Source organism: Coralloluteibacterium thermophilum (assembly GCF_042654365.1).
Taxonomy (GTDB): Bacteria; Pseudomonadota; Gammaproteobacteria; order Xanthomonadales; family Xanthomonadaceae; genus Coralloluteibacterium; species Coralloluteibacterium thermophilum.
Map to the genome: position 1 here is coordinate 69,915 of NZ_JBHSGG010000029.1, position 25,899 is coordinate 95,813.

Sequence of the window (25,899 nt, forward strand, 5' to 3'; positions counted from 1 at the left end):
CCTTCCACCCAAGGAGATTCCCCATGCGTGCCGCCGTACTCGTTCCCCTCGCCGCCGCCCTGCTCGCGCCGGCCATCGCCCAGGCGGACGTCGCCTCGGTCTTCACCCGCAGCTGCGCGCACGAGGCGCGGCGCGACCTCCAGCTCGACCTGGACGGCATCCGCACCCTCGTCGTGGACGTGGGGCCGCACACGGTGCACGTCGAGGGCGGCGGCGACGGCGCGGTGGAGGGCCGCGCCTGCGCGGCGCGCGAGGCCGACCTCGACGGCCTGCGCCTGCTCCAGGAACGCGAAGGCGACCGGCTGGTCCTGCGCGCCGTCCGCGACGAGGGCCGCACCGTGATCCGCCTGTTCGGCTCCAGCTACGCCCTTCTCGAGGCGCGCGTCCGGGTGCCTGCCGGGATGGAGGTGGACATGCGGGTCGGTTCCGGAGACGGCCTGCTCGCGGGCGTCGCCGCGGGCCGCACCACCGTGGGGTCGGGCGACGCCCGCGCGGAGCGGATCGCCGGTGCCTTCGCCGCCACGGTGGGCTCCGGCGACCTGGAGATCCGCGACATCGGCAGCCTGGACATCGGCGCCGTCGGCTCCGGGGACGTGGAGGCGGACGGCGTCCGCGGGACCGCGCGGATCGGAAGCGTGGGCTCCGGCGACGTCGCGCTCCGCGAGGTGGATGGCGACGTCTCGGTCGGCACCATCGGCTCGGGCGACGTCGCCCTGCGCAATGTCGGCGGGAGCGTGACGGTCGACAACATCGGGTCGGGCGACCTCGACGTGGACGGGGTGCGCGGCGACCTGCGCGTCCGCAACGTGGGCAGCGGCGACATCGAGCACCGCGGCGTGGCCGGGACCGTCGACATCCCGCGCCGGCGATGAGGCGCGCATCGCGCGCACGGGGCCTGCTGCTGGCGGGGACAGCCCTCCTCGCCACCGCCTGCGGCCGTTACCACGTGGCCGCCGACACCCGGGTGCCTGACGGCGGGCGCATCGGCGCCGTGCGCACGGTCGAGGGCGACATCGCGCTCGGCCGCGACGCCCGCGCCGGCGCCCTGCGCACGGTGGACGGCGCGATCCGGCTTGCCGAGGGCGCGGAGGCGCGCAGCGCCAACGTGGTCGAGGGGCGCGTCGTCGTCGCCACCGGGGCGCGCGTGGAGCGCGACGTCGGCACCGTGTCCGGCGGCATCCGCATCGAGGACGGCGCCAGCGTCGGCGGCAAGGTCGGCAACGTGATCGGCGGCATCCACGTCGGCGCGGCCGAGATCGGCGGCGACGTCGAGACGGTCGTCGGGGACATCGAGATCGGCCCCGGCGCGCGCGTGGCCGGTGCCGTGCGGGTCCGCGCGCCTCGGCGCAACATGACCGTCCCCGACCGCATGCCGCGCATCGTGATCGGCCCGGGCGCCACGACCGGGCCGGTCGAGATCGAGCGCCCGGCCCGGCTCTACGTCAGCGAGCGCGCCGTCACCGGGCCGATCCTCGGGGCGGAGGCGCAACGCTTCGCCGGCGACGCGCCCTGAGCGGAACGGCGGGACGGCCTCAGCCGCCCCCGCCGCCGGGCGCGCCGTGGATGCCGCCCTTGGCCAGCACCGCCGGGTCGAGCAGCGGCCGCAGCGCGTCCTCGGACATGCCGGTGGTCTCCATCGCGACCTCGAGGATCGGGCGGCCTTCCTTGTAGGCCTGCTTGGCGGTGGCCGCCCCCTTCTCGTAGCCGATCACCGGATTGAGCGCGGTGACCAGGATCGGGTTGCGCTCCAGCGCGCCGCGGATGTTGTCCTCGCGCACGGTGAAGCCGGCGATGGCGGCGTCGGCGAGCTGGCGCGCGGCGTTGCCGAGGATCTCGATCGACTGCAGCAGGTTGAGGGCGATCACCGGCAGCATGACGTTGAGCTGGAAGTTCCCGCTCGCGCCGGCGACGGTGATCGTCGTGTGGTTGCCCATGACCTGGGCGCAGACCATGGCGGTCGCCTCGGGAATCACCGGGTTGACCTTGCCCGGCATGATCGAGGAGCCGGGCTGCAGCGCCGGCAGCTCGATCTCGCCGAGGCCGGCGAGCGGACCCGAGTTCATCCAGCGCAGGTCGTTGGCGATCTTCATCAGCGCGCAGGCCAGGGTGTTGAGCTGGCCGGACATCTCCACCGCCGCGTCCTGCGCCGAGATGCCCTCGAACAGGTTGGCCGCCGGCTCGAACTTGACCCCGGTGAGGTCGGTGAGGCCCGCGGCCACGTACTTGCCGAACTTCGGATCGGCATTGATGCCGGTGCCGACCGCCGTGCCGCCCTGGGGCAGCCGGCGCAGGCGCCGGGCGCTGTCCTCGATGCGCTCCATCGCCGAGGCGATCTGCGCCGCCCAGCCGCCGAGCTCCTGCCCGAAGGTCACCGGCATTGCGTCCATCAGGTGGGTGCGGCCGGTCTTGACGACCTTCGCCAGCGCCTTCGCCCGGCCCTGGATGGTCTTGCGCAGGTGCTTGAGCGCCGGCAGCAGGTGCTCGTGCACCGCGAGCGTGCCCGCGACCTGGATGGCGGTCGGGATCACGTCGTTGGAGCTCTGCCCCATGTTGACGTGGTCGTTCGGGTGGATGCGGACCTTGCCCGCGGCCCCGGCGAGGTTGGCGATCACCTCGTTGGCGTTCATGTTCGACGAGGTGCCGGAACCGGTCTGGAACACGTCGACCGGGAAGTGCGCGTCCACCTCCCCGTCGGCGACCTTGCCGGCGGCCTTGCGGATGGCCTTGGCCTCGGCCTTGCCGAGGTGGCCCAGCTCCAGGTTGGCGCCGGCGCAGGCCGACTTGACCAGGCCCAGCGCGCGGATGAACTGGCGCGGCATGCGCAGGCCCGAGATCGGGAAGTTCTGCACCGCCCGCTGGGTCTGCGCACCGTACAGCGCGTCCGCGGGAACGCGGAGCTCGCCCATGCTGTCGTGTTCGATGCGTGTCGGCTGCTTGCTCATGCGCAACTCCAATGGATTCGGAAGGAAGCGCGTCGAGTATAGAGAGAGGACGTGACGGTCCCGCGCGGCCGCGGATGTACAATCGCCGCCCGCGATCGCCCCGGGTGCAGGCCCTGCGACGCGTGCCGCGACGGCACTTCCCACTTCCGCGGCGCGACCTGCCGGCGCGCCGCCGACACGAGCGCGCGATGTCCTCCAGCACCGAGTCCGCCCCCCTCCTCGCCCTTTCCCCCGTCGATGGCCGCTACGCCGGCAAGGTCGACGCGCTGCGCCCGGTGTTCTCCGAGTACGGGCTGATCCGCGCGCGGGTGCGGGTGGAGGTCGAGTGGCTGCTCGCGCTCGCCGCCGAACCCGCCATCGGCGAACTCAAGCCCTTCGGCGAGGCCGCCGCCGCGCGCCTGCGCGCACTGGCCGAGGACTTCTCGGTGGAGGATGCGGCGCGGGTCAAGGCCATCGAGCGCACCACCAACCACGACGTCAAGGCCGTCGAGTACTTCATCAAGGAGCGGCTGAAGGACGATGCCGAGCTCGGCCCCGCGCTGGAGTTCGTGCATTTCGCCTGCACCTCCGAGGACATCAACAACCTGTCCTACGCGCTGATGCTGCGCGAGGGCGCCGGCGGCGTGCTGCAGCCCCGCCTCGCCGCGCTGGCGGAGCGCCTGCGCGGCATGGCGCACGCCCACGCCGGGCTGCCGATGCTCTCGCGCACGCACGGGCAGACGGCCTCGCCGACCACGGTCGGCAAGGAACTCGCGAACGTCGTGCACCGCCTGGAGCGCCAGCTCGAGAACCTCGGCCGCATCGCCTTCGCCGGCAAGATCAACGGCGCTGTCGGCAACTACAACGCCCACGTCGCCGCCTATCCCGAAGTGGACTGGCCGGCACTGTCGCGGCGCTTCGTCGAGTCGCTGGGCCTGGCGTGGATGCCCTACACCACCCAGATCGAGCCGCACGACGGGATCGCCGAGCTGTCGGACGCGCACAAGCGCATCAACACCATCCTGATCGACCTCGCCCGCGACATCTGGGGCTACATCTCCCAGGGCTACTTCAAGCAGGCGCTCAAGGCCGGCGAGGTCGGCTCCTCGACCATGCCGCACAAGGTCAACCCGATCGACTTCGAGAACGCCGAGGGCAACCTCGGCATCGCCAACGCGCTGTTCGAGCACTTCGCGGCGAAGCTGCCGATCAGCCGCTGGCAGCGCGACCTCACCGACTCCACCGTGCTGCGCGCCCTCGGCACCGCCTTCGCGCACACCCTGATCGCCGTGGAGGCCCTGGAACGCGGCCTGGGCAAGCTCAGCGTCAACGAGGAGCGCCTCGCCGCCGACCTCGACGCGGCCTGGGAAGTGCTGGCCGAACCGATCCAGACGGTCATGCGCCGCCACGGCCTGCCCGAGCCCTACGAGCAGCTCAAGGCCCTGACCCGCGGCCAGGGCATGACCCGCGAGAGCATCCGCAGCTTCGTGCAGGGCCTCGACCTGCCGCAGGCCGAGAAGGACGCCCTGCTGGCGATGACGCCTGCGAGCTACACCGGGCTGGCGGCGAAACTGGCGGCGGACGTCTGACATGGCCCGGCTTCCCATCGAGATCGACGCGCGCGACCTGCCGCCGCTGGGCATGGCGCCGGAGCGCTTCCTGCGCGACTACTGGCAGAAGCGGCCACTGCTGATCCGCAACGCCTTCCCCGGCTTCGTCTCGCCGATCGCGCCGGAGGACCTCGCCGGGCTGGCCTGCGAGGACGGCGTGCTGGCGCGGCTCGTCAGCCACGACCGCCGGCGCGACCACTACGCGCTGCGCACCGGGCCCTTCGACGAGGCCGAGTTCCCCGGCATGCCGCACCGGGACTGGACCCTGCTGGTGCAGGACGTCGACAAGTGGGACGCGGACGTCCGCGCCCTCCTCGACGCCTTCGCCTTCCTGCCGCGCTGGCGGCTCGACGACATCATGGTGAGCTTCGCCGCGCCCGGCGGCTCGGTCGGCGCGCACATCGACCAGTACGACGTCTTCCTCCTGCAGGCCCACGGCCATCGCCGCTGGCAGATCGACGCCCGCCGCGACCCGCCGACCGACTTCCGCGACGACGTCGAGATCAAGCTGCTGCGCAGCTTCGACCCCAGCCACGAATGGGTGCTGGCGCCGGGCGACATGCTCTATCTCCCGCCGGGGGTGCCCCACCACGGCGTCGCCGAGGACGCCTGCCTGACCTTCTCGGTCGGCATGCGGGCGCCGGCGGTGGCGGAGCTGATGGTCGACCTGGTCGAACGGCTGGCCGAGACGATCCCGGAGGAGCGGCGCTACGCCGACCCGGACCTCGCCCCGCCCGCGGACCCCTTCGAGATCGACGATGCCGCGCTGGCGCGGGTCGAGCGCGCGCTCGCAGCGCTGCGCGAGCTGCCGCAGGCCGAGGTCCGCGACTGGTTCGGCGGCTTCATGACCACCTACCGCAGCGCCGGCGACATCGCGCCGCCGCCGCGCGCGCCCACCGCCGCGGCCATCGCGCGCGGGCTTGAACGGGGCGGCAGCCTCGTGCGCCACCCGCACGCCCGCTACGCCTGGGCGCGTGCGGGGCGGGGCGCGGTCCTGTACGCGCACGGGGAACGCTTCGCCATGGCCACCCGTTCCGCGCGGCTCCTCTGCGCCAACGAGGAGCTGGACGCGGACGCCGTCGCCGGCCTGGACGCCCGCGGCCGTGCCGCCCTGGAAACCCTGACCGGCCGCGGACACTACGCGCTGCGCGGCGCCGGGCGCCGGCGCGGCTGAGCCCGCGCCGGCGGCGGCCGCGGTGGCATCATCGCGGCCCCGTCCCGCAGCATCGCGCTCCCCATGACCGGACCCGCCCCCGCCTTCCGTATCGAGACCGCGGACTACGCGCGCGACTTCGAGGCGCTGCGCGCAGTGCGCGAGCCGGTGTTCGTGGTCGAGCAGCAGGTGCCGATCGAGGAGGAGTGGGATGCGCTCGACCCGGCCTGCTTCCACGTGCTGGCGCGCGACGCCGCGGGTACGCCCATCGGGACCGGACGGCTGACGCCGGAGCGCAAGATCGGCCGCATGGCGGTGCTGGCGCCCTGGCGCGGACGTGGCGTGGCGACCGCCCTGCTGGAGGCCCTGGTGGCCGAGGCCCGTCGCCGCGGCTGGGAGGCGGTGAGCCTGCACGCGCAGGTCCAGGCCATGCCGTTCTACGCACGCGCGGGCTTCGAGGCCTACGGCGAGGAGTTCATGGAGGCCGGCATCGCCCACCGGCGCATGCGGCGGACGCTGTCGGGACCCGAGCCGCTGCGCGAGCACGTGGCCGTGCGCGGCGCCGAGCACACCGCCGAGGTCGCGGAGCGGATCGTGGCGCTGGCGCGGCGCGAGCTGCGGCTGCTCAGCCCCGACCTCGACCCGGCCGTGTTCGGCCGTCCTGCCCTGGTCGAGGCGATGAAGCGCTTCGCCATCGCCGGGCGCGGCGGCCGCATCCTGCTGCTGGTCCACGACGCCACCGCGCTCTCTCGCCAGTCGCATCCCCTGCTCGGACTGCTCCAGAGACTGCCGAGCGTGTTCGAGCCGCGGGTGGTCGAGGAGCCGGTGGACCGGGAGGACAGCGCGGCCATCCTGGTCAACGACCGCGGCGACAGCTGGTTCCGTGCCGTCGCGGCGCGCCAGGAGGGCGAGGCCCTGATGGGCCACCCGGCCCGGGCCCGGCAACTGGCGCAGCGTTTCGACGCGCTCTTCGAGCGGGCAAGGCCGGCAACGGAACTGCGCGCCCTCGGCATCTAGACCCGGCCATGCCCTTCGGGGCGGTCGCGGACCGGGCTGTTCCCGGCCGCTTCCGCGCGGGCGTCTCAAGGGGGCGCGACACGCCCTGGCGCGTCGCAGCATCCTCTGGCGAAATCGGGGCTTGAACGGTTCCGGGGACTGCGGTCAAGGTCTATAATTCGGTCATTTTCGCGCCGTCGTCCTATCGGCGATGGCCTACTCGCCGGTACCGCACGCCGCCCTCCTCCGAACGCAGGTCCATCCAAACGCCGTGGACAATCTCCTCAAGCAGTTCTCCCGCACGTCGCAGCTCAACGGCGGCAACGCCGCCTTCATCGAAGACCTGTACGAGCAGTACCTGGTCTCGCCCGACAGCGTCGGGGCCGAGTGGAAACGCTACTTCGAGGAATTCAAGGGCGCGACGCGCGACGTCCCGCACTCGGCGGTCATCGCCCAGATCGCGGAGGCCGCGCGGCACGCCGGACGCGCCGCCCCCTCCGCCGGCGGCGACGAGAGCATGGCCCTGCGGCAGGGCGCCATCCAGAAGCTGATCACCGCCTACCGCAGCCGCGGCCACCTGGCGGCCGATCTCGATCCGCTGGGCATGCGCGAGAAGCCGAACGCCCCCGACCTCGAGATCGAGTTCCACGGGCTCTCCCAGGCCGACCTCGACACCGAGTTCCCGACCGGCCAGTTCGGCGGCCCGGAGCGCATGCGCCTGCGCGACCTCCTCGCCACGCTCAAGGCGACCTACTCGTCGAGCATCGGCGCCGAGTTCATGCACATCAGCGATACCGAGCAGCGTCGCTGGGTATGGGGCCGGCTCGAGAAGGCGGCCGGCCGCTTCGGCTTCAGCGCCGCCGAGCGCACCCGCATCCTCGAGCGCCTCACCGCCGCCGAGGGCCTGGAACGCTACCTGCACACCAAGTACGTGGGCCAGAAGCGCTTCTCGCTGGAAGGCGGCGAGAGCCTGATCCCGATGATGGACACCCTGATCCGCGACGCCGCGGCCAGCGGCGTCAAGGAGATCGTGATCGGCATGGCCCACCGCGGCCGCCTCAACGTGCTGGTGAACGTGCTGGGCAAGCCGCCGCAGCAGCTGTTCGCCGAGTTCGAGGGCCGCTTCGACCACCCGGACGACCCCGCCCACTCCGGCGACGTGAAGTACCACATGGGCTTCTCGGCCGACGTGGCGCCCGACGGCAACGGCGTGCACCTCGCGCTCGCCTTCAACCCGTCGCACCTGGAGATCGTCGACCCCGTGGTCGCCGGCTCGGTGCGCGCCCGCCAGACCCACCGCCAGGACACCGAGCGCGGCCAGGTCATGCCGCTGCTGATCCACGGCGACGCCGCGTTCGCGGGCCAGGGCGTGGTCATGGAGCTGTTCCAGATGTCGCAGGCCCGCGGCTTCGCGGTCGGCGGCACGGTGCACATCGTCGTCAACAACCAGGTCGGCTTCACCACCAGCCGCCCGGACGACGCCCGCTCGACCCTGTACGCCACGGACGTGGCCAAGATGGTCAACGCCCCCGTGCTGCACGTGAACGGCGACGACCCCGACGCGGTCGCCTTCTGCGCGCGCCTGGCGCTCGACTATCGCCAGACGTTCAAGCGCGACGTGGTGATCGACCTGGTCTGCTACCGCCGCCACGGCCACAACGAGGCGGACGAGCCGGCGGCGACCCAGCCGCTGATGTACAAGACCATCCGCGCCCGCAAGACCACCCGCGAGCTCTACGCGGAGCGCCTGGCCGCCGACGGCACCATCGCCGCCGAGCGCGGCAAGGAGCTGGTGGAGGCCTACCGCAAGGGGCTCGACGAGGGCACGATCACCACCGAGCTGGCCAGCCCCGACACCTCCTACAGCAGCACCGACTGGTCGCCCTTCCTCAAGGGCAGCCTCTCCGACGCGGTGGACACCACCGTGCCCCGCGCCGACCTCGACCGCCTCGCCCAGCGCATCAACACGCTGCCGGAGGGCCTCAAGCCGCACGCGCGCGTCGGCAAGATCTACGAGGACCGCCGCAAGATGGCCGCGGGCGAGCTGCCGGTCGACTGGGGCTTCGCGGAGAACCTGGCCTACGCCACCCTGATCGACGAGGGCACCAAGCTGCGCCTGGTCGGCCAGGACGCCGGCCGCGGCACCTTCTTCCACCGCCACGCGGTGGTGCACGACCAGAACTCCGGCGACACCGCGCTGCCGCTGCGCGAGATCGCCAAGGCCCCGCACCACGTCGAGATCATCGACTCGCTGCTCAGCGAGGAGGCGGTGATGGGCTTCGAGTACGGCTTCGCCACCGCAGACCCGCGCACCCTGTGCATCTGGGAGGCCCAGTTCGGCGACTTCGCCAACGGCGCGCAGGTGGTCATCGACCAGTTCATCAGCTCGGGCGAGGCCAAGTGGGGCCGCCTGTGCGGCCTGGCGCTGTTCCTGCCGCACGGCTACGAGGGCCAGGGCCCCGAGCACAGCTCGGCGCGGCTGGAGCGCTTCCTGCAGCTGTGCGCGCTGAACAACATGCAGGTCTGCGTGCCGACGACGCCCGCCCAGGCCTTCCACATGATCCGCCGGCAGATGAAGCGCGCCACCCGCAAGCCGCTGGTGGTGATGACGCCGAAGTCCCTGCTCCGCCACAAGCTGGCGGTATCGACGCTGGACGAGCTCGCCACCGGCAGCTTCCAGCGCATGATTCCCGACGTCCGGGTCAAGAACGCGAAGAAGGTCGAGCGCGTCGTCCTCTGCTCCGGCCGCGTCTACTACGACCTGGTCGAGGAGGCCGAGAAGCAGGGCCTGGAGAACGTCGCCCTGGTCCGCGTCGAACAGCTGTATCCGTTCCCGCGCGACGAGGTCGCCGCCGAGCTCAAGCGCCTGGGCGCGGCCAAGGACGTGGTGTGGTGCCAGGAGGAGCCCCTGAACCAGGGCGCCTGGTACCAGATCCGCCACCACCTGACCGCCTGCGTCGGCGCGAAGCAGGCGCTGCACTACGCCGGGCGCGCGCGCTCGGCGGCGCCGGCCGCCGGCCACGCCAGCACGCACATCGAAGAACAGAAGAAGCTGGTCGCCGACGCCCTCACCGGGACGCTCAACGGCGATCCCAGCACCGACTGACGCACCACCGCCGCTCCGCCACCCCATCACGCTGATCCAGGAAGCCCGTCCATGAGCATCGAAGTCAAAGTTCCCGTCCTGCCCGAGTCGGTCTCCGACGCCACCATCGCCGGCTGGCACAAGAAGGTGGGCGACGCGGTCAAGCGCGACGAGAACCTGGTGGACCTGGAGACCGACAAGGTGGTGCTGGAAGTGCCGTCGCCGGTCGACGGCGTGCTGCGCGAGCTCAAGGTGGCCGAGGGCGACACCGTCACCGGCCAGCAGGTCATCGCCGTGATCGAGGAAGGCGCCGCCGCCGAGGCCGCGCCCGCGGCGGCGAGCGAGAGCCAGGACAAGGGCCAGGCGCCGGCCCAGGCGGCCGACGAGGCCGCGCCCGCGAAGCAGGAGTCCGACGCGCGCGCGCAGCAGCCGGCCGCCAAGGGCGACACCTCCGGGCTCTCCCCCGCCGGCCGCCGCGTGGCCGAGCAGGAGGGCATCGACCCGAAGGACGTCTCCGGCACCGGCCGTCGCGGCCAGGTGACCAAGGAGGACCTCATCAACTTCATCAAGGACGGCGGCCTGTCCACGCCGGGCGGCGCGCGGCCGGAGCAGCGCGTGCCGATGACGCGCATCCGCCAGCGCATCGCCGAGCGCCTGATGCAGTCGAAGGAGTCGATCGCGATGCTGACCTCGTTCAACGAGGTCAACCTGTCGCAGGTCATGGCGATGCGCAAGCAGCTCAACGAGCAGTTCGAGAAGACCCACGGCATCAAGCTGGGCTTCATGAGCTTCTTCGCCAAGGCGGCCGCGAACGCGCTGCAGCGCTTCCCGATCGTCAACGCCTCGGTCGACGGCAAGGACATCATCTACCACGGCTACGCCGACATCTCGATCGCGGTCTCGACCGACAAGGGCCTGGTGACGCCGGTGCTGCGCAACGTCGAGTCGCAGAGCTTCGCCGAGATCGAGAAGAACATCGCCGCCTACGCCAAGAAGGCGCGCGACGGCAAGCTCGGCCTCGAGGACCTGCAGGGCGGCACCTTCACCATCACCAACGGCGGCACCTTCGGCTCGCTGATGTCCACGCCGATCGTGAACCCGCCGCAGTCGGCGATCCTGGGCATGCACGCGATCAAGGAGCGCCCGATCGCCGAGAACGGCCAGATCGTGATCGCGCCGATGATGTACATCGCGCTCTCCTACGACCACCGCATCATCGACGGCAAGGACGCGGTGCAGTTCCTGGTCGACATCAAGAACCAGCTCGAGAACCCGCACCGCATGCTCGTGGGCCTCTGAGCCCGGACCTGCATCGTCGCGCCCATGCCCGCATCCGCGGGCATGAGCGTTTGAAGAACTCCGCCCGGGCGCGTCCCGGGCCTTTCGCCAAGGAACCGCAATGAGCGAGCAATACGACGTCGTCGTCATCGGTGCCGGCCCCGCCGGCTATGTCGCGGCCATCCGCGCCGCGCAGCTGGGCCTCAAGACCGCCTGCGTCGACGCCTTCGTCGGCAAGGACGGCAAGCCGGCCCTGGGCGGCACCTGCCTCAACGTCGGCTGCATCCCGTCCAAGGCGCTGCTGGACTCCTCCAAGCAGTTCCACAACCTGCAGCACAACTTCGCGATCCACGGCATCAGCGCCGACAACGCGGCGATCGACGTCGGGACCATGGTCGGCCGCAAGGACAAGATCGTGAAGCAGTTCACCGGCGGCATCACCATGCTGTTCAAGGCGAACAAGGTCACGCCGGTGCACGGCTTCGCCACCCTGCACGCCAATCGGGTGGTCAAGGTCAAGGGCCACGACGGCAGCGAGAGCGAGCTGAGCGCGAAGCACGTGATCCTCGCCGCCGGCTCGGTGCCGATCGAGCTGCCGTTCGCGAAGTTCGACGGCAAGACCATCGTCGACAACGCCGGCGCGCTGGACTTCGAGTCCGTGCCCGGGCGCCTGGGCGTGATCGGTGCCGGCGTCATCGGCCTGGAGCTCGGCAGCGTGTGGAAGCGCCTGGGCGCCGAGGTCACGGTGCTGGAGGCGCTGCCGGACTTCCTGGCCGCCGCCGACGCCGACATCGCCAAGGTCGCCGCCAAGGAATTCAAGAAGCAGGGGCTCGACATCAGGCTGGGCGCCAAGGTCTCCAAGGCCGAGGTCAAGGGCGAGGAGGTCCACCTGACCTACAACGACGGCAAGGAAGACCACAGCCTGGTGGTCGACAGGCTGCTCGTCGCGGTCGGCCGTCGCGCCGCCACCGAGGGCCTGCTGGCCGAGGACTCCGGCGTGAAGCTCGACGAGCGCGGCCGCATCGAGGTCGATGCGCACTGCCGCACCGCGGTCGAGGGCGTCTGGGCCATCGGCGACTGCGTGCGCGGCCCGATGCTCGCGCACAAGGGCTCCGAGGAAGGCATCGCCGTGGCCGAGCTGATCGCCGGCCTGCCCGGCCACGTCAACCTCGACACCGTGCCGTGGGTCATCTACACCGAGCCGGAGATCGCCTGGGTCGGCAAGACCGAGAAGCAGCTCAAGGAGGAAGGCATCCCGTACAAGGCGGGCAGCTTCCCCTTCGCCGCCATCGGCCGCGCGGTGGCGATGAACGAGACCTACGGCCAGGTGAAGGTGCTGGCGCACGCCGAGACCGACCGCCTGCTGGGCGTGCACATGGTCGGCCCGGTCGTGTCCGAGCTGATCAGCGAGGCGGTGGTGACGATGGAGTTCCACGGCTCGGCCGAGGATCTCGCCCGCATCGTCCACGCGCACCCGACCCTGTCGGAAGCCGTGCACGAAGCCGCCCTCGCGGTCGACAAGCGCGCCATCCACAAGGCGAACTGAGGGCGGCGGCGCCACGCGCCGGACCGCCCTTCGAGGAAGCCCCGGCCCTGCCGGGGCTTTCCGGTTTTCCGGCCACGGCCGGTGCAAGGAGGAAGAACATGAGCGAACCGATGCGCAGCGTCTGCGTCTACTGCGGCTCGAACCCGGGACGCGCGCCGATCCATGCCGAGGCGGCGACGCGCTTCGGCGAAGCGCTCGCGGCGCGCGGGCTGGAACTGGTCTTCGGCGGCGGCCGCGTGGGCCTCATGGGCACGGTCGCCGACGCCGTGCTGCGCGCCGGCGGCCGCGCCTACGGCGTGATCCCGCGCCAGCTGGTCGAGGCCGAGGTCGCGCACACCGGGCTCACCGAGCTGCACGTGGTCGGCACCATGCACGAGCGCAAGACGAAGATGTTCGAGCGCGCGCAGGGCTTCGTCGCCCTGCCCGGCGGCTTCGGCACCATGGAGGAGATCTTCGAGGTGCTGACCTGGACCCAGCTCGGCATGCACGCGCGGCCCTGCGCCTTCCTCAACGTCGGCGGCTTCTACGACCACCTGCGGGCCATGCTCGACCACATGGTCGCCGAGGGCTTCCTCAAGGCCGAGCAGCGCGCCAACGTGTGGTTCGGCGACGACATCGAGGCGCTGCTCGCCTGGATGCAGGACTACCGCGTCGAGCCGATATCGAAGTGGATCGTGCCGCCCACGGCCGCGGAGGCCTGAGCCGCACCGTCCGCCGCCGTTTCGCCGCGCTGCGCGGCATCGGTACAATCGCGCACCGCGGCGCCCGGTGCGCCATCCCCCACCCCCACGGGCGCCCAAGGATCCTCTCAATGGCACGCATCCTCATCGTCGACGACTCTCCATCCCAGCTTGCGGGCATGAAGCGCATCGTCGAGAAGCTCGGGCACGAAGCGCTGTCGGCCGAGGACGGGGCCGCGGGCGTCGAGGTGGCCAAGCGCGAGCTGCCCGACCTCATCCTCATGGACGTGGTGATGCCTAACCTCAACGGCTTCCAGGCGACCCGCTCGGTCGCCAAGGATCCGGCCACCGCGCACATCCCGGTGGTGCTGGTGACGACCAAGGACCAGGAGACCGACAAGGTCTGGGGCATGCGCCAGGGCGCCAAGGCCTACATCACCAAGCCCTTCAACGAGGCGCAGCTGACCGAGGTCATCGCCTCGCTGCTGCCGCAGGCCGACGCGCCGCCCGCGGCCGGCTGAGCCCCTGGGCGAGGAGCGAACGAAGGGGAGTGGGGAAACGAGGGGAAACAGCCCCCGCGCTCGTCCCACTCCTCCTCGCTTCTCGTTCCGCACCTCGGTCCGCAACACTGCATTGCGGGCGACCCTTTGACGCATCGCAACACGCGTGGGATCAATAACGACCTCTTCACCTGCGTCGTTCCGATCGCGTGAGCACTCTCCGGCCGTCATTGCGCACATCCCGCCGTCGCCGCGACGCGGCGCGCGCCCTGCCGGCGCGACGCAGGCCGCACGCGCCGCGCTGTGCCCACGCCGCCCGCGCCGCGCACTACACCGACACGCTCTGTAGTCGGCGCGCAGGCTGAGCCCTGCGCGGCCGGTCCGCGGCGCTCCGCCGCCGCCCGGCTCCCCTCCCCCTTCCGACGCTCCCGTTCCCCGCCGCCGACGCGGCGCGGGCCGCCGTGCCGCACGCCTGCGCCGGCCCTCCCTCTCCGAGACGCTCCTCCATGTCCCCATCCCGCTCCGCCCGCCGCCCCTCGCCCGCCCTCCTGTTCGCCGCCGTCGTCGCGGCCCTCGCCACGCAGGCGCACGCCCGCCAGGCGCCCGACCCGGACGGCGCCGTGCGCCTGCGCGCGGTCACCGTGACCGGCTCGAACATCCGCCGCGCCGACGCCGAGGACGCCAATCCCGTGCAGGTGCTGGAACGCGCGGAGATCGAGCGCTCCGGCAAGCAGACCGTCGCCGACCTGGTCCGCTCGATCTCGGCCAACACCGGCAACGCGTTCAACGAGACCAACAACAGCGGCTGGTCGTCGGGTGCCGCCGGCATCGGCCTGCGCGGCCTGTCGCAGAAGAACACCCTGGTCCTGCTCGACGGCCGCCGCGTCGCCAACTACGGCTTCCCCACCGGCGGCCTCTCGGACACCTTCGTCAACCTCAACGCCCTGCCCCTGGTCGCGGTCGAGCGCATCGAGGTGCTCAAGGACGGCGCGTCCGCGGTGTACGGCTCGGACGCGGTGGCCGGAGTCATCAACATCATCACCCGCCGCGACGTGGACGGGATCGAGATCGGCGGCAGCCTGGGCACCTCGCACGAGGGCGGGCTCGACGAGCGCCGCTTCAAGCTGGTCGGCGGCCGCGGCGACCTGGCCGGCGACGGCTACAGCGTCGTCTACAGCCTGGAGGGCTACCAGCGCGAACGGCTCGACCAGCACGAGCGAGCGCTGACCCGCAGCGGCATCTACGACGACTTCCCCGGCGGCGGCTGGAACGGGTGGTCGGCCAAGGGGGCGCGCCTGCTCGGTGCGAACGGCGAGTCGATCCCGCTGCTGGACGCCGCCGGCAACTGCCCCGCCGGCACGACCCTCGTGCCCAGCGCGCCCATCGACGGGCGTGCCGGCGACACCTGCGGCTTCAACCTCGCGCCCTACACCACGCTGTACCCGGGCACCGAGCGCTACCAGGGCTTCTTCAGCGGCACGGCCACGCTCGGCGACAGCGTCGAGGGCTTCTTCCAGGCGCTCTACAGCGAGCTGCGCGGCGACTCGATCTTCGGTTCCAGCCCCTACTTCACGCTGGAAGCGGGGCGCTTCGCGCTCGACGCGGAGACCGGGCTCGCCGAGCCGGTGCCGGCCATCCTGCCGGCCGGCAACCCGTACAACCCCTACGGCGTGGACATGCCCATCGAGTACACCTTCTTCGACCTCGGGCAGTCGCTGAAGGTCAACGACTCGCGGCTCTACCGCTTCGTCGGCGGGCTGCGCGGCTACGGCGAGCGCTGGAACTGGGAGAGCGCGGTCTTCACCTCGCGCAGCGTCGAGAAGGAGGTCGTGCGCGCCGGCTTCGCCAACCGCTGGGCGCTGTACGACGCGCTCGCCGACGGCGGCTACGACCTGCTCGACCCCGGCGCGACGCCGCAGGCGGTGATCGACGCGATCAACCTCTCGACCCTGCGCCCGGCCGAGTCCAGCCTGACCGGCATCGACGTCAGGATCGACGGCGACCTGGGCAGCCTGCCCGCAGGCACGGTGGGCTTCGCAGCGGGCGCCGAGCTGCGCCGGGAGACCCTGGAGTCGCGCAATCCGTGGCAGATCGACGCCGGCCTGCAGGTGCGTCCCGCGATCGCCGAGGTCGACGGCGAACGCACGGTCGCCGCCGCCTACGCCGAGGCCGCGATCCCGCTCGCGTCCGCGCTGGAACTGCAGGTCGCCGGGCGCGGCGACCACTACGACGACTTCGGCAGCGCCTTCTCGCCCAAGCTCGGCCTGCGCTGGCAGCCGCTCGACAGCCTCCTCGTCCGCGCCGCCTGGTCGCGCGGGTTCCGCGCGCCCTCGCTGTCGGAGAACTCGGCCAGCACCAACATCTCCTACGGCTCGGTGGTCGATCCCTACGACCCGGACCTCCCGGACTCGGTGCAGCGTCCGACCTTCTTCACGGTGGGCAACGCCGCGCTCGATCCCGAACGCACCCGCAGCATCAACGCCGGCATCGTGTTCTCGCCGACCGAGGCCACCAGCATCAGCCTCGACTACTACAGGCTGGAACTGGACAACCTCATCGGCACCTCCAACACCACGACCCTGGTGCGCGAGAACGATCCCGACGTGGTGATCCGCGACGCCGACGGTCGCCTGGTGGCGATCCGCAACAGCTACCAGAACCTCACCGAACTGCGCACCTCCGGCTTCGACGCCGAGCTGAGCCATCGCGTGGCGACCGCGGGCGCAGGCGAATTCCGCGTCTCCAGCGTGTTCACCCACGTCCGCGACTACCGCCGGCCGGCGACCGTGGGCGGGCCGCTGGTGGACTACGCCGGCAACAACCGCGGGCCGGCGCTGCCGCGGAACAAGGCCACCACCACGCTCGGCTGGCGCCTCGGCGACCTCGACACCGCCCTGACCTGGTACCACACCGCGGGCTACGACCAGTACGCGGTCAGCGGCGCCGAGGTACCGGCGCGGGTGCCCTCGCACGACCAGTTCGACCTGTACGTCGGCTGGTCCGGGATCGCGAACCTCGACCTCTACGCCAAGGTCCAGAACGTCACCGACCGTGCACCGCCCTACGACCCCTCGGGCTTCAGCGGGCTGCGCATCCCCTACAACCTGAGCCAGTACGACCTGCGCGGGCGCTACTTCACGCTCGGCTTCGACTACCGCTTCTGAGCGCACGCTCCGGAGTGCCCCGCCCGGCGGGCCGACGACGCGGCCCGCCCGCCATGCTCCCGCCACGCCCCAGCAAGGAACCTCCATGCCCCACCGCGGCCGCTGCGCGCCCGTCCTCGCCGTCCTCGCCCTCCTGCTCCTGCTCGCCGCCAACGCGACGGCGGCGCCGCTGGACTACTACCTCCCGGAGACCGACGCGGCCGACCTCGATCCCGCCATCCCCAGCCCCGAGGCCTTTCTCGGCTACCCGATCGGCACGCACTACACCCGCCACGACCGCCTGGTCGCCTACTTCGAGGCGCTGGCGGAGGCGTCGGAGGCGGTCGCGGTGGAGCGGGTCGGCGAGAGCTACGAGCGGCGGCCGCTGATCGCGGTGACCATCACCTCGCCGCGCAACCATGCCCGCCTCGACGCGATCCGGGCGCAGCGCGCGACGGTGCTCGATCCCGACGCCCCCGCACCCGCCGCCGACGCGCCGGTGGTAGTCCTGCTCGGCTACAGCGTGCACGGCAACGAGACCTCGGGCGCGGAGGCGGCACTGCTGACCGCCTACACCCTCGCCGCCAGCCGCAACGCCGAGACCCGACGCTGGCTGGAGCAGGCCGTGGTGATCATCGACCCAGCCCAGAACCCGGACGGCCGCGACCGCAGCGCCTCCTGGCACAACGCCTACGGCGGCGTGCCGGCGGTCGCCGACCCGAACGACATCGACCACCAGCAGGCCTTTCCCGGCGGCCGCACCAACCACTACTTCACCGACCTCAACCGCGACTGGCTCGCCATCGCGCAGCAGGAGACGCCGCCGCGCATCGAGGTCTTCCACCGCTGGTACCCGCACGTCCACATCGACTTCCACGAGATGGGATCCGGCAGCACCTACTACTTCGAGCCCTCGCCCGCGAGCATGCACAGCCCGCTGATCCCACAGGCCTCCTACGACTTCAACGCCACCCTCGCCCGCTACCACGCCGAGGCGCTCGACGCGATCGGCTCGCTGTACTACACGGGCGAGAACTTCGACAACTTCTCGCCCGTCTACGGCTCGACCTACCCGGACTTCCACGGCGGCGTCGGCGTCACCGTCGAGCAGGCCAGCTCGCGCGGACTCGCGCAGGAGACCGACTCCGGCGTGCTGACCTTCCCGTTCACCATTCGCAACCAGGTGCGGATCGGGCTGGCCTCGGTGCGCGGTGCGGTGGCCGAACGCGAGGGCCTGTTCGCGCTGCAGCGCGACTTCTACCGTTCCGCCCTGCGGCAGGCGCGCGCGCATCCGGCACGCGCCTTCGTGTTCGGCGACGCGGACGACCCCACCCTGACCCGGCGCCTGCTCGAACTGCTGCTGCGCCACCGCATCCGCGTGCACGCACTGGATGCCGACGTCTCTCTGGACGGCATCCGCTTCGCCGCGGGCAGCGCCTACGTGGTGCCGGCGGAACAGCCGCAGTTCCGCCTGGTGCACGCCATCTTCGAGGAGACCCCGGAGGTGCAGGGCGCGGTCTACGGAAGCACCTCCTACGCCATTGCCCACGCCTATGGCCTGCCCTTCGCACGCGCGCGGCGCGCGGTCGCGGCCGGAACCCGGGTGACGGCGCTGCCGCCGGCCGCCCCGGGCGGCGTCGCCGGCGGTCCGGCGCGCTACGCCTACGCGCTCGAATGGCGCGACACGGCCGCCCCCCGCGCGCTCCGCATCCTTCTGGAACGCGGCGTGCGCGTGCGCGCCGCGTTCGCGCCGTTCGCCGCACGCACCGCCGCGGGCGAGCGCCGCTTCGGCCACGGCTCGCTGGTGGTGCCCGTCGCAGGCCAGGACCTCGACGGCGCGGCCCTGCTGCGGGCGCTGGAAGAGGCCGGCGCCGAGGCCGGCGTCACCTTCCACGCGCTGGCCACCGGCCTCAATCCGGAGGGCGTGGACCTCGGCAGCGACCGCATCCGCCCGCTGCGGGCGCCGTCGGTGGCGCTGGTGATGGGCCGCGGCGTCAACGCGACCGAGATCGGCTCGACCTGGTTCCTGCTGGAACGGCGCCTCGGCATGCCAGCGACCCGCCTCGACCCCGCGCAGCTCGCGCGGGTCCCGCTGCAGCGCTACACCCACCTGGTGCTCGCCAGCGGCGACTACGGCGACTGGAGCGCCGCCACGGTGGACGCGGTGAAGCGCTGGGTCGCCGCCGGCGGCACCCTGGTGACCTACGGCAGCGGATCGAGGTGGGCGGTCGAGCAGGGTCTCGCCGAGGGCGTACTCCTGCGCGAACCGGAGGCGCTCCCGTCCGCGCGCCGCGACTTCGGAGAACAGCGCGACGCCCACGCCGCCGAACGCATCGCCGGGAACCTCCTCTCCGCCGATGCCGACCCCAGCCATCCGCTCGCCTTCGGCGTGCCGCAGCGGCGGATCTTCGTCAACAAGGACAGCGACGTGGTGCCGCTGCCGGTCGCCAACCCCTACGCGACCGCGGTACGTATCGACGACGCGCCCCTGGTCAACGGCTACCTGTCAGAGCGCCAGCGCGCACGGCTGGGCGGCGGCGCCTACCTGCAGGTGGTGGATGCCGGGCGCGGCCGCGTGGTGCTGTTCTCCGACGATCCCGCGCACCGCAAGTACTGGCACGGCACCGAGCGGCTGCTGGTCAACGCGCTGTACTTCGCGGACCACCTCGCGACGAGCCCGGGGCGCCGCTGAGGACAGGCGCCGCGGACGCGGGACGGGCGCACGCGGTAAGGGACGGCAGGGCCTCTCCTGCCCCATCATGCGCGGGCGCCGCTCCGGCCGCCCGCGTTCCGCCCCCCAACGAGCCCATTCCTTGGACCCCGCCGCCCTCGTCGCCCTCTTCGGCTATCCCGCGCTCTTCCTCGCCGGCCTCGTCGAGGGCGAGGCCGCCCTCGTCGCCGGCGGCTACCTCGCCCAGGCCGGGCGGCTCGATCCCTTCGCCGTGTTCGCCTGCGGCTATGCCGCCGCACTGGTCTCGGACAACCTCTACTTCACCCTGGGCCGCCGCTACGGCGGGCGCATGCTCGGCCGCCTGCCGCGACTGCAGGCACCGGTCGGGCGCGCGCTGGAGATGCTGGGGCGGCGCCCGACCCTGGTGATCCTCGGCATGCGCTTCCTGTGGGGCCTGCGCACCGCGCTGCCCTTCGCCATCGGGATGAGCAGGGTGTCGCGCCGGCGCTTCCTCGCGCTCGACATGCTCTCAGGGGCGGTCTGGGCGGCGGTGTTCACCGCCGTCGGCTACGGGCTCGCCAATGCGCTCGAAGCCTACGTGGACGATCTCGTCCACCACTGGGTGGCGGTGCTCGCCGCGCTGCTGGTGGCGGCGACCAGCGCGTACGCACTGCTGCGCTGGCGCCGGCTGCGCAGGCGCGGCCGCGACGCGCTGACGGCGGCCGACTGAGGCCGCCGCTCCGCTCCGTCCCGTCAGCGCGTCTCGCGCTCGCCCTCGAAGGCCTGCGCCATCTGCCGGTACAGCGCGCGCTGCGCCTCGGTGGTCGCGCGCGGCGCACGGATCTCCAGCTCGACGATCTGGTCGCCCGGCGGCGTGCCGGGCAGGCCGCGCCCGCGCAGGCGCAGCTTGCGGCCGGCATCCGAGTCCGGCGGGATCTTGAGCTCCACGCTGCCGCCGAGCGTCGGCACCTGCACGGTGGCGCCCAGCGCGGCCTCCCAGGGCGCGACCTGCAGCACGTGCAGGATGTTGCGCCCGTCCACCTCGAACTGCGGGTGCGCGCGGTAGTCGATCTCCAGCAGCAGGTTGCCGCCGCCGCTGCCCTGGCCGGCGAGACGGATCACCTGCCCGGGGCGGATGCCCTGCGGGATCCGCACGTCCAGCGTGCGCCCGCCGACCTCCAGGCGCTGCTGGCCGCCGGTGTAGGCCAGCTCCAGCGGAATGGCGAGCCTGGCGCGGGTGTCGCCCCCGGCGGCGCGGCCCGCCCGCGGGCCGGCGCCGCGACGCTGCCCGAACAGCGACTCGAAGAAGTCGCTGAAGCCGGGGCCGCCGGCGCCCGCGCCACCGAACACCTCCTCGAAGTTGAAGCCACCCGGCCCGCCCTGGCCGAAGTTCGGCGGCGGCTGGAACTCCTCGCCCGGCCGGTAGCCGCGGGCGCGCAACTGGTCGTAGGCCGCGCGCTTCTCGGCGTCGCGCAGCACCTCGTACGCCTCGTTGACCGCCTTGAAGCGCTCCTCGGCGCCGGCCTCCTTGCTGACGTCGGGGTGGTACTTGCGCGCGAGCCGCCGGTAGGCGGTCTTGATCTCCGCCTCGCCGGCGGTGGGTTCGACCCCGAGGGTCTCGTAGTAGTCCTTGAACTGCATGGCTTGTCCGAAAATCGCGGCGCGCCGGTGCGCCTTTCGCGCGGAGCGAAGGCGGGCCGTGCGGCGCCGGGCGGCGGATACGACGCGGCCCGCGGGCGCTGCCGCGGGCCGGTGAGTCTAGAGCGTGTTGTGCCCTTTGAGGTGAGTGCGAAGCGGCCTGGGGTGCGCCGAGACAAGGCGCGCGCCGCAGCGCAGGCTGGCCGCCTGGGCAAGGCGCGCAACGCCGTATCGGCGTGCCCCAGGCCGCTTCCCTCCGGGTGGGCCGCCAGCGGCACGGAGCCGGTGCCGCAGGGCTTGCCTTGGCAGCCAGCCAAGGCTGCGCCCTGCAACACCCGCTCCGCACCGCTGACGGCCCACGCATCTCATCTCAAAGGGCGCAACACGCTCCAGGCGGTCGCCGCCCCCGGCGCGCACCGTTCCCGACGCAGGGGACGATGGCTGGCGGAGCGACGACCCGGCGCCGGGCGTTCCCCGAACTCACTGCACTTCGATGCGGCGCGGCTTGGTCTCGGGCCGCTTCGGGATCACGACCTGCAGCACGCCGTTGCGGCCGCTGGCGGTGATGCCGTCGGGATCGGCGCTGTCGGGCAGCGCGAAGCGACGGTAGAACAGCCCGTGCGAGCGCTCCATGCGCGAGTAGCGCCCGTTGCCGTTCTCCTCGGCGCTCTCGGCCTTGCGCTCGCCCTTGATGGTGAGCACGCCGTCCTCCATGTGCACCTCGATGTCCTTGGGGTCGACGCCGGGAATGTCGGCGAAGATCACGAAGCGCTCGGACTCCTCCTTGATGTCCACGCGCGGCGCCCACTGCGCCGTCACCACGCTGGACTGGTCGTTGTCGCCCAGGAAGCGCTCGAGCACCTTGTTGAATTCGTCCTGCAGCGGGTTGCGCAGGGCCTTCGGGTTGTACTGGGTCAGGCTCATGTCTTGCTCCTCGCTTTCGAACGCGGCGCACACGAGCGCCGCCACTGCGCGCAAAATGCGGCGCGGGACGCGCCCTTCAAGTCCCCCGGCAGGCGCCTTCCCGGCGTCCGCCGCGACGGTTCAGCCCGCGTATACCGCCCCCTTTCCGATGGAGACCCCGATGCCGATCCAGGCTGGCGACACCCTTCCCGCAGCGACCTTCCAGCTCATCGACGGCGAGGAGGTCCGCAGCGTCGGAACCGCCGACGTCTTCGACGGCCGCCGCGTGCTGCTGTTCGGCGTGCCGGGCGCCTTCACCCCCACCTGCTCCGCGCGCCACCTGCCGGGCTTCGTCGAGCACCTGGAGCGCTTCCGCGCCCGCGGGGTCGAGGTCGCCTGCATGGCGGTCAACGACGCCTTCGTGATGCGCGCCTGGGCGGCCAGCGCCGGCGTCCCGCCCGCGCTGCGCATGATCGCCGACGGCAACGCCGCGCTGACCCACGCGCTCGGCCTGGAGATGGACGCGAGCGGCTTCGGCATGGGCGAGCGCTGCCGCCGCTTCGCCCTGTACGCCGAGGACGGCGTGGTGCGTTTCGTCAACGTCGAGGAGCCGGGCGAGTTCCGCGTGTCCGCGGCCGAGCACGTGCTGGCGCAGCTTCCCGCGCAGGACGCCTGAGACGCCGTGCCGCGCATGGCGTCGCCCTGCGACGGTGTCGTCACGCGCGGGCTTGCTATCGTCCCTGGCGTTCGAGCGCCAGGGGGCGATGAACATGGTGAACGACCTCGACACCGAGATCGCGGAGGCATGGGCGGACCTGCGGGAGATGGGCGAAGGCATCGAGCGCACGCTGTCGCTGAGCCCGGCGCGGCGCATCGTGCGGAGCACGCTGACCACCGGCGCGCGTGCCGTCGTCATCGGCACCTACAACCGCCACGTCCGCTTCAAGGACTTCCACGCCGACGTGATGTTCGCCTTCGCCGAGCAGCAGGCGCGCATCGAGGGGAACGACGTCTGACGCCGCCGCACGGCCACGGAGGCGCGGGTTGCGGATCACCGTCCTGAGCGGGGCGGGCATGTCCGCCGAGAGCGGCATCCCGACCTTCCGCGACGCCCTCACCGGCCTGTGGGCCGACTACGACCCCGCCCGGCTGGCGACGCCCGAGGCCTTCGAGGCCGATCCCGCCCTGGTCTGGGGCTGGTACCGCTGGCGTGCGGCCGCGGTGGCGCGCGCGCAGCCGAACGCGGGTCACCTCGGCATCGCCGCGCTGGCCCGCGCGGGGCACCGCGTGCGCGTGGTGACGCAGAACGTGGACGACCTGCACGAGCGCGCGGGCTCCACCGGCGTGGTCCACCTCCACGGCCGGCTGCTGGCCTCGCGCTGCTTCGCCTGCGGCCTGCGTCCGCAGCCGGACCCGATGCGCGAGGGACTGGCCGGGCTGCACGCGCAGGCCCCCTGCGCGCCGCCGGCCTGCGCCGCCTGCGGCGGGCCGCTGCGCCCCGACGTGGTGTGGTTCGGCGAGGCCCTGCCGGAGGACGCCTGGCGCGCCGCGGTCGAAGCGGTCGCGGACTGCGAGCTGCTCGTGGTCGTCGGCACCTCGGGCCTGGTGTACCCGGCCGCGGCGCTGCCGCAGCAGGCGCGGCGGCCGCGGACCCGGGTCATCGCCATCAACCCGGCGGCACCCGAGGCGCCCTGGCAGTTCGACGAGGTGTGGCGCCTGCCCGCGAGCGAAGGCGTGGAACGGTTGCTGCGGGAGCTGGCCTGAGGCCGGGCGTCGGCGGCGCTTCGCACCGGCGCGACGGGCATGGCACGCTGCGGGCCCGACCGCAGCCTTCCCGCCACCGGCCATGCGCCTGCACCGCCTCGTCCTCATGACCGCCCTGCTCCTCGGCGCCGCACAGGCGCTCGCCCACCCGCGCGTCCTGGTGTTCACGCGCACCGAGGGTTTCCGCCACGACTCCATCCCCGCCGCCGTCGAGGCGCTGCGCCGCCTCGCCGCCGAGGAGGGGCTCGGCTTCGCGCACAGCGAGGATCCGGCGGTGTTCGACGACGCCGCGCTCGCCGACGTCGCCGTGGTCGTCTTCGCCAACACCACCGGCGAAGCCGTCCCCCCGCCCCACCAGGGCGCGCTGGAACGCTTCGTGCGCCGCGGCGGGGGGTACCTGGGCATCCACGCCGCGGCCGACACCGGCTACGACTGGCCCTGGTACGGCGGCCTCGTCGGCGCCTGGTTCCTGAGCCACCCGCCGGGCCTGCAGACCGCGCGCGTGCACGCCGAGCCGGCCGATCCCGATGCCCCCGCATGGCGGGTGACCGACGAGTTCTACGACTTCCGCGAGAATCCCCGCCCGCGCGTCCGCGTCATCGCGCGGCTGGACACCGCCGACCACCGCGAGGGCCGCATGGGCGCGGACCATCCCATCGCGTGGTGCCACGACTACGACGGCGGCCGCGCCTGGTACACCGGCCTCGGCCATACCGAGGCCCTGTACCGCGACCCGCGCTTCCTGGAGCACCTGCGCGCCGGCCTGCGCTGGAGCGCCGGCCTGCAGCCCGACTGCCGCTAGGCTCGCAGGAGCGGCTGAAGCCGCGACCCGTCCGGCCGCGATCCCGCAAGTCGCGGCTGAAGCCGCTCCCACACTGGCGACGACCGGGGATTCCCGGCGAAGCGCCGGATCAGGCGCCCTCGGCCACCGCCGAGGGACGCCGCGCGGTCGCGAGTGCCTCGAGCAGGGCCACCAGCTGCGCCGCCCGGTGCGCCGCGGTGTGCTCGGCCATGACCCGCTCGCGCGCGCGCAGGCCGATCGCGCGACGCTGCGCATCGTCCATGCCCTGGAGGATCGCGAGGACCTCGTCCGGCCGCTCCGCCAGCAGGATCTCGTCGCCGGGCCGGAACAGGCTGTCGATGCCCTCCCAGGCGTCGGAGATGATGGGGACCCCGCAGGCGGCCGCCTCGAACAGGCGCACGCTCGGCGACCAGCCCGCGCGGATCATGTCGTCGCGGGTGACGTTGAGGGTGAAGCGCTGCTGGTTGTAGAAGCGGCGATGCGCGTCCGGCGGCACGTGGTCGCGCCGCTCGACGTTCCCGGGCCACGCGATGGTGTCCGGGTACATCGGCCCGCCGACGACGAAGCGCCCCTCGGGCCAGCGGCGCGCCGGCTGGACGAGCAGGCTGTCCACGCGCGGCTGGCGGTCGTCGCTGTAGGTGCCGAGGTAGCCGAGATCCCAGGCCGCCTCCACCGCTTCGGGGTGGTAGAGGTCCGGGTCGAAGGCGCAGTGGAGCGCGCGCGCGCAGGGCGAGCCGAACTCGCGCTCCAGCCGCTCCAGGGTCGGCCCGCCGGTGAACGACAGGTACACGTCGTAGCCGGCGATCAGGCTCGGATGCAGGTACTCGTGGTCGCCCTCGGCCAGCTTGGCGAGGGTCACCGGCGTGTCGATGTCGTAGAAGCCGACGATCCCGCGGGCGGTCTCCTGCACCCACTCGCCCACGGCCACGCCCTCCGGCACGTAGGAGCCCACGATCGTCGCGTCGGCCGAGGCGACCTCGCCCGCGAAGCGCGCGCGCAGGTCGGCCAGGTCGGCGTAGAGCTCGGTGCGGCAGTACGGCGGCTGCGGAAGGTCGCGGTGCGCCGCGTACCAGGGCACGTCGCGCTCGAGGAAGGTGACCCGGTGGCCCTGCGCGGCCAGCTCGCGCACCAGGCCGCGGAAGGTGGTCGCGTGGCCGTTGCCCCAGGACGAGGTGATGGACAGGCCGAGGATGACGATGTGCATGCCGG

At 72.5% G+C, this 25,899-nt stretch carries 21 protein-coding genes; 17 read left to right on the forward strand and 4 right to left on the reverse strand.

The features are described from left to right. The first annotated feature begins 23 nt into the window (after window positions 1-23). Entirely contained in the window at window positions 24-872 is an 849-nt protein-coding gene (locus ACFO3Q_RS10200; RefSeq protein ID WP_377004566.1) for a DUF4097 family beta strand repeat-containing protein, read from the forward strand. Continuing rightward, complete coding sequence (locus ACFO3Q_RS10205) at window positions 869-1,513, forward strand: DUF4097 family beta strand repeat-containing protein (RefSeq protein WP_377004567.1); 645 nt, start codon at window positions 869-871, stop codon at window positions 1,511-1,513. The genes ACFO3Q_RS10200 and ACFO3Q_RS10205 overlap by 4 nt, the downstream gene beginning before the upstream one ends. 19 nt (window positions 1,514-1,532) lie before the next feature. On the opposite strand, the gene ACFO3Q_RS10210 is transcribed toward ACFO3Q_RS10205, so the two are convergent. Further along, on the reverse strand, window positions 1,533-2,942 hold the full coding sequence (locus ACFO3Q_RS10210) for a class II fumarate hydratase (protein ID WP_377004568.1): 1,410 nt from the start codon (window positions 2,940-2,942) through the stop codon (window positions 1,533-1,535). A 188-nt stretch (window positions 2,943-3,130) separates the two neighbouring features. Between ACFO3Q_RS10210 and purB the strand changes: the two genes are divergently transcribed. The 11 genes from purB (at window position 3,131) to ACFO3Q_RS10265 (ending at window position 20,313) form a co-directional block, all read left to right on the forward strand. Then, window positions 3,131-4,510 carry an adenylosuccinate lyase gene (gene purB, locus ACFO3Q_RS10215; RefSeq protein WP_377004569.1) on the forward strand — a complete coding sequence of 460 codons (1,380 nt, stop codon included), beginning with the start codon at window positions 3,131-3,133 and terminating at the stop codon, window positions 4,508-4,510. A gap of 1 nt (window position 4,511) precedes the next feature. After that, window positions 4,512-5,705: a JmjC domain-containing protein gene (locus tag ACFO3Q_RS10220; protein ID WP_377004570.1), complete on the forward strand. Its 1,194-nt coding sequence runs from the start codon at window positions 4,512-4,514 to the stop codon at window positions 5,703-5,705. Window positions 5,706-5,768: 63 nt separating this feature from the next. Next, window positions 5,769-6,701 carry a GNAT family N-acetyltransferase gene (locus ACFO3Q_RS10225; RefSeq protein WP_377004571.1) on the forward strand — a complete coding sequence of 311 codons (933 nt, stop codon included), beginning with the start codon at window positions 5,769-5,771 and terminating at the stop codon, window positions 6,699-6,701. 250 nt (window positions 6,702-6,951) lie between these two features. Continuing rightward, window positions 6,952-9,786 carry a 2-oxoglutarate dehydrogenase E1 component gene (locus tag ACFO3Q_RS10230; RefSeq protein ID WP_377004572.1) on the forward strand — a complete coding sequence of 945 codons (2,835 nt, stop codon included), beginning with the start codon at window positions 6,952-6,954 and terminating at the stop codon, window positions 9,784-9,786. A 51-nt stretch (window positions 9,787-9,837) separates the two neighbouring features. After that, window positions 9,838-11,064: a dihydrolipoyllysine-residue succinyltransferase gene (sucB, locus tag ACFO3Q_RS10235; protein ID WP_377004573.1), complete on the forward strand. Its 1,227-nt coding sequence runs from the start codon at window positions 9,838-9,840 to the stop codon at window positions 11,062-11,064. Window positions 11,065-11,164: 100 nt separating this feature from the next. Beyond that, window positions 11,165-12,589 carry a dihydrolipoyl dehydrogenase gene (gene lpdA / locus ACFO3Q_RS10240; RefSeq protein ID WP_377004574.1) on the forward strand — a complete coding sequence of 475 codons (1,425 nt, stop codon included), beginning with the start codon at window positions 11,165-11,167 and terminating at the stop codon, window positions 12,587-12,589. 110 nt (window positions 12,590-12,699) lie between these two features. Then, window positions 12,700-13,290 (forward strand): LOG family protein, encoded by a 591-nt coding sequence (locus tag ACFO3Q_RS10245; protein ID WP_377004664.1) that lies wholly within the window; start codon window positions 12,700-12,702, stop codon window positions 13,288-13,290. 110 nt (window positions 13,291-13,400) lie between these two features. Then, window positions 13,401-13,790, forward strand: coding sequence for a twitching motility response regulator PilH (pilH, locus tag ACFO3Q_RS10250; protein ID WP_377004575.1), 390 nt, complete (start codon window positions 13,401-13,403; stop codon window positions 13,788-13,790). A 485-nt stretch (window positions 13,791-14,275) separates the two neighbouring features. Further along, the gene (locus tag ACFO3Q_RS10255; RefSeq protein WP_377004576.1) at window positions 14,276-16,933 is read left to right on the forward strand and encodes a TonB-dependent receptor plug domain-containing protein; all 2,658 of its coding nucleotides are present in this window, start codon (window positions 14,276-14,278) and stop codon (window positions 16,931-16,933) included. A gap of 85 nt (window positions 16,934-17,018) precedes the next feature. After that, complete coding sequence (locus tag ACFO3Q_RS10260; protein ID WP_377004577.1) at window positions 17,019-19,604, forward strand: M14 family zinc carboxypeptidase; 2,586 nt, start codon at window positions 17,019-17,021, stop codon at window positions 19,602-19,604. Window positions 19,605-19,725: 121 nt separating this feature from the next. Further along, entirely contained in the window at window positions 19,726-20,313 is a 588-nt protein-coding gene (locus ACFO3Q_RS10265; RefSeq protein ID WP_377004578.1) for a DedA family protein, read from the forward strand. A gap of 23 nt (window positions 20,314-20,336) precedes the next feature. Here ACFO3Q_RS10265 and ACFO3Q_RS10270 read toward each other — a convergent pair whose 3' ends face one another. Then, window positions 20,337-21,224, reverse strand: coding sequence for a DnaJ C-terminal domain-containing protein (locus tag ACFO3Q_RS10270; RefSeq protein ID WP_377004579.1), 888 nt, complete (start codon window positions 21,222-21,224; stop codon window positions 20,337-20,339). A gap of 477 nt (window positions 21,225-21,701) precedes the next feature. Further along, on the reverse strand, window positions 21,702-22,145 hold the full coding sequence (locus tag ACFO3Q_RS10275; RefSeq protein ID WP_377004580.1) for an Hsp20/alpha crystallin family protein: 444 nt from the start codon (window positions 22,143-22,145) through the stop codon (window positions 21,702-21,704). Between the two features lie 160 nt (window positions 22,146-22,305). Between ACFO3Q_RS10275 and ACFO3Q_RS10280 the strand changes: the two genes are divergently transcribed. The 4 genes from ACFO3Q_RS10280 (at window position 22,306) to ACFO3Q_RS10295 (ending at window position 24,690) form a co-directional block, all read left to right on the forward strand. After that, window positions 22,306-22,800, forward strand: a complete 495-nt coding sequence (locus ACFO3Q_RS10280) for a peroxiredoxin (protein WP_377004581.1) — start codon at window positions 22,306-22,308, stop codon at window positions 22,798-22,800. A 52-nt stretch (window positions 22,801-22,852) separates the two neighbouring features. Then, window positions 22,853-23,140: a hypothetical protein gene (locus tag ACFO3Q_RS10285; RefSeq protein WP_377004582.1), complete on the forward strand. Its 288-nt coding sequence runs from the start codon at window positions 22,853-22,855 to the stop codon at window positions 23,138-23,140. A gap of 28 nt (window positions 23,141-23,168) precedes the next feature. Then, window positions 23,169-23,888 carry an SIR2 family NAD-dependent protein deacylase gene (locus ACFO3Q_RS10290; protein WP_377004583.1) on the forward strand — a complete coding sequence of 240 codons (720 nt, stop codon included), beginning with the start codon at window positions 23,169-23,171 and terminating at the stop codon, window positions 23,886-23,888. An 82-nt stretch (window positions 23,889-23,970) separates the two neighbouring features. Further along, window positions 23,971-24,690, forward strand: coding sequence for a ThuA domain-containing protein (locus tag ACFO3Q_RS10295; protein ID WP_377004584.1), 720 nt, complete (start codon window positions 23,971-23,973; stop codon window positions 24,688-24,690). Window positions 24,691-24,799: 109 nt separating this feature from the next. Here ACFO3Q_RS10295 and ACFO3Q_RS10300 read toward each other — a convergent pair whose 3' ends face one another. Beyond that, window positions 24,800-25,894 carry a CgeB family protein gene (locus ACFO3Q_RS10300; protein WP_377004585.1) on the reverse strand — a complete coding sequence of 365 codons (1,095 nt, stop codon included), beginning with the start codon at window positions 25,892-25,894 and terminating at the stop codon, window positions 24,800-24,802. Between the last annotated feature and the right edge of the window lie 5 nt (window positions 25,895-25,899).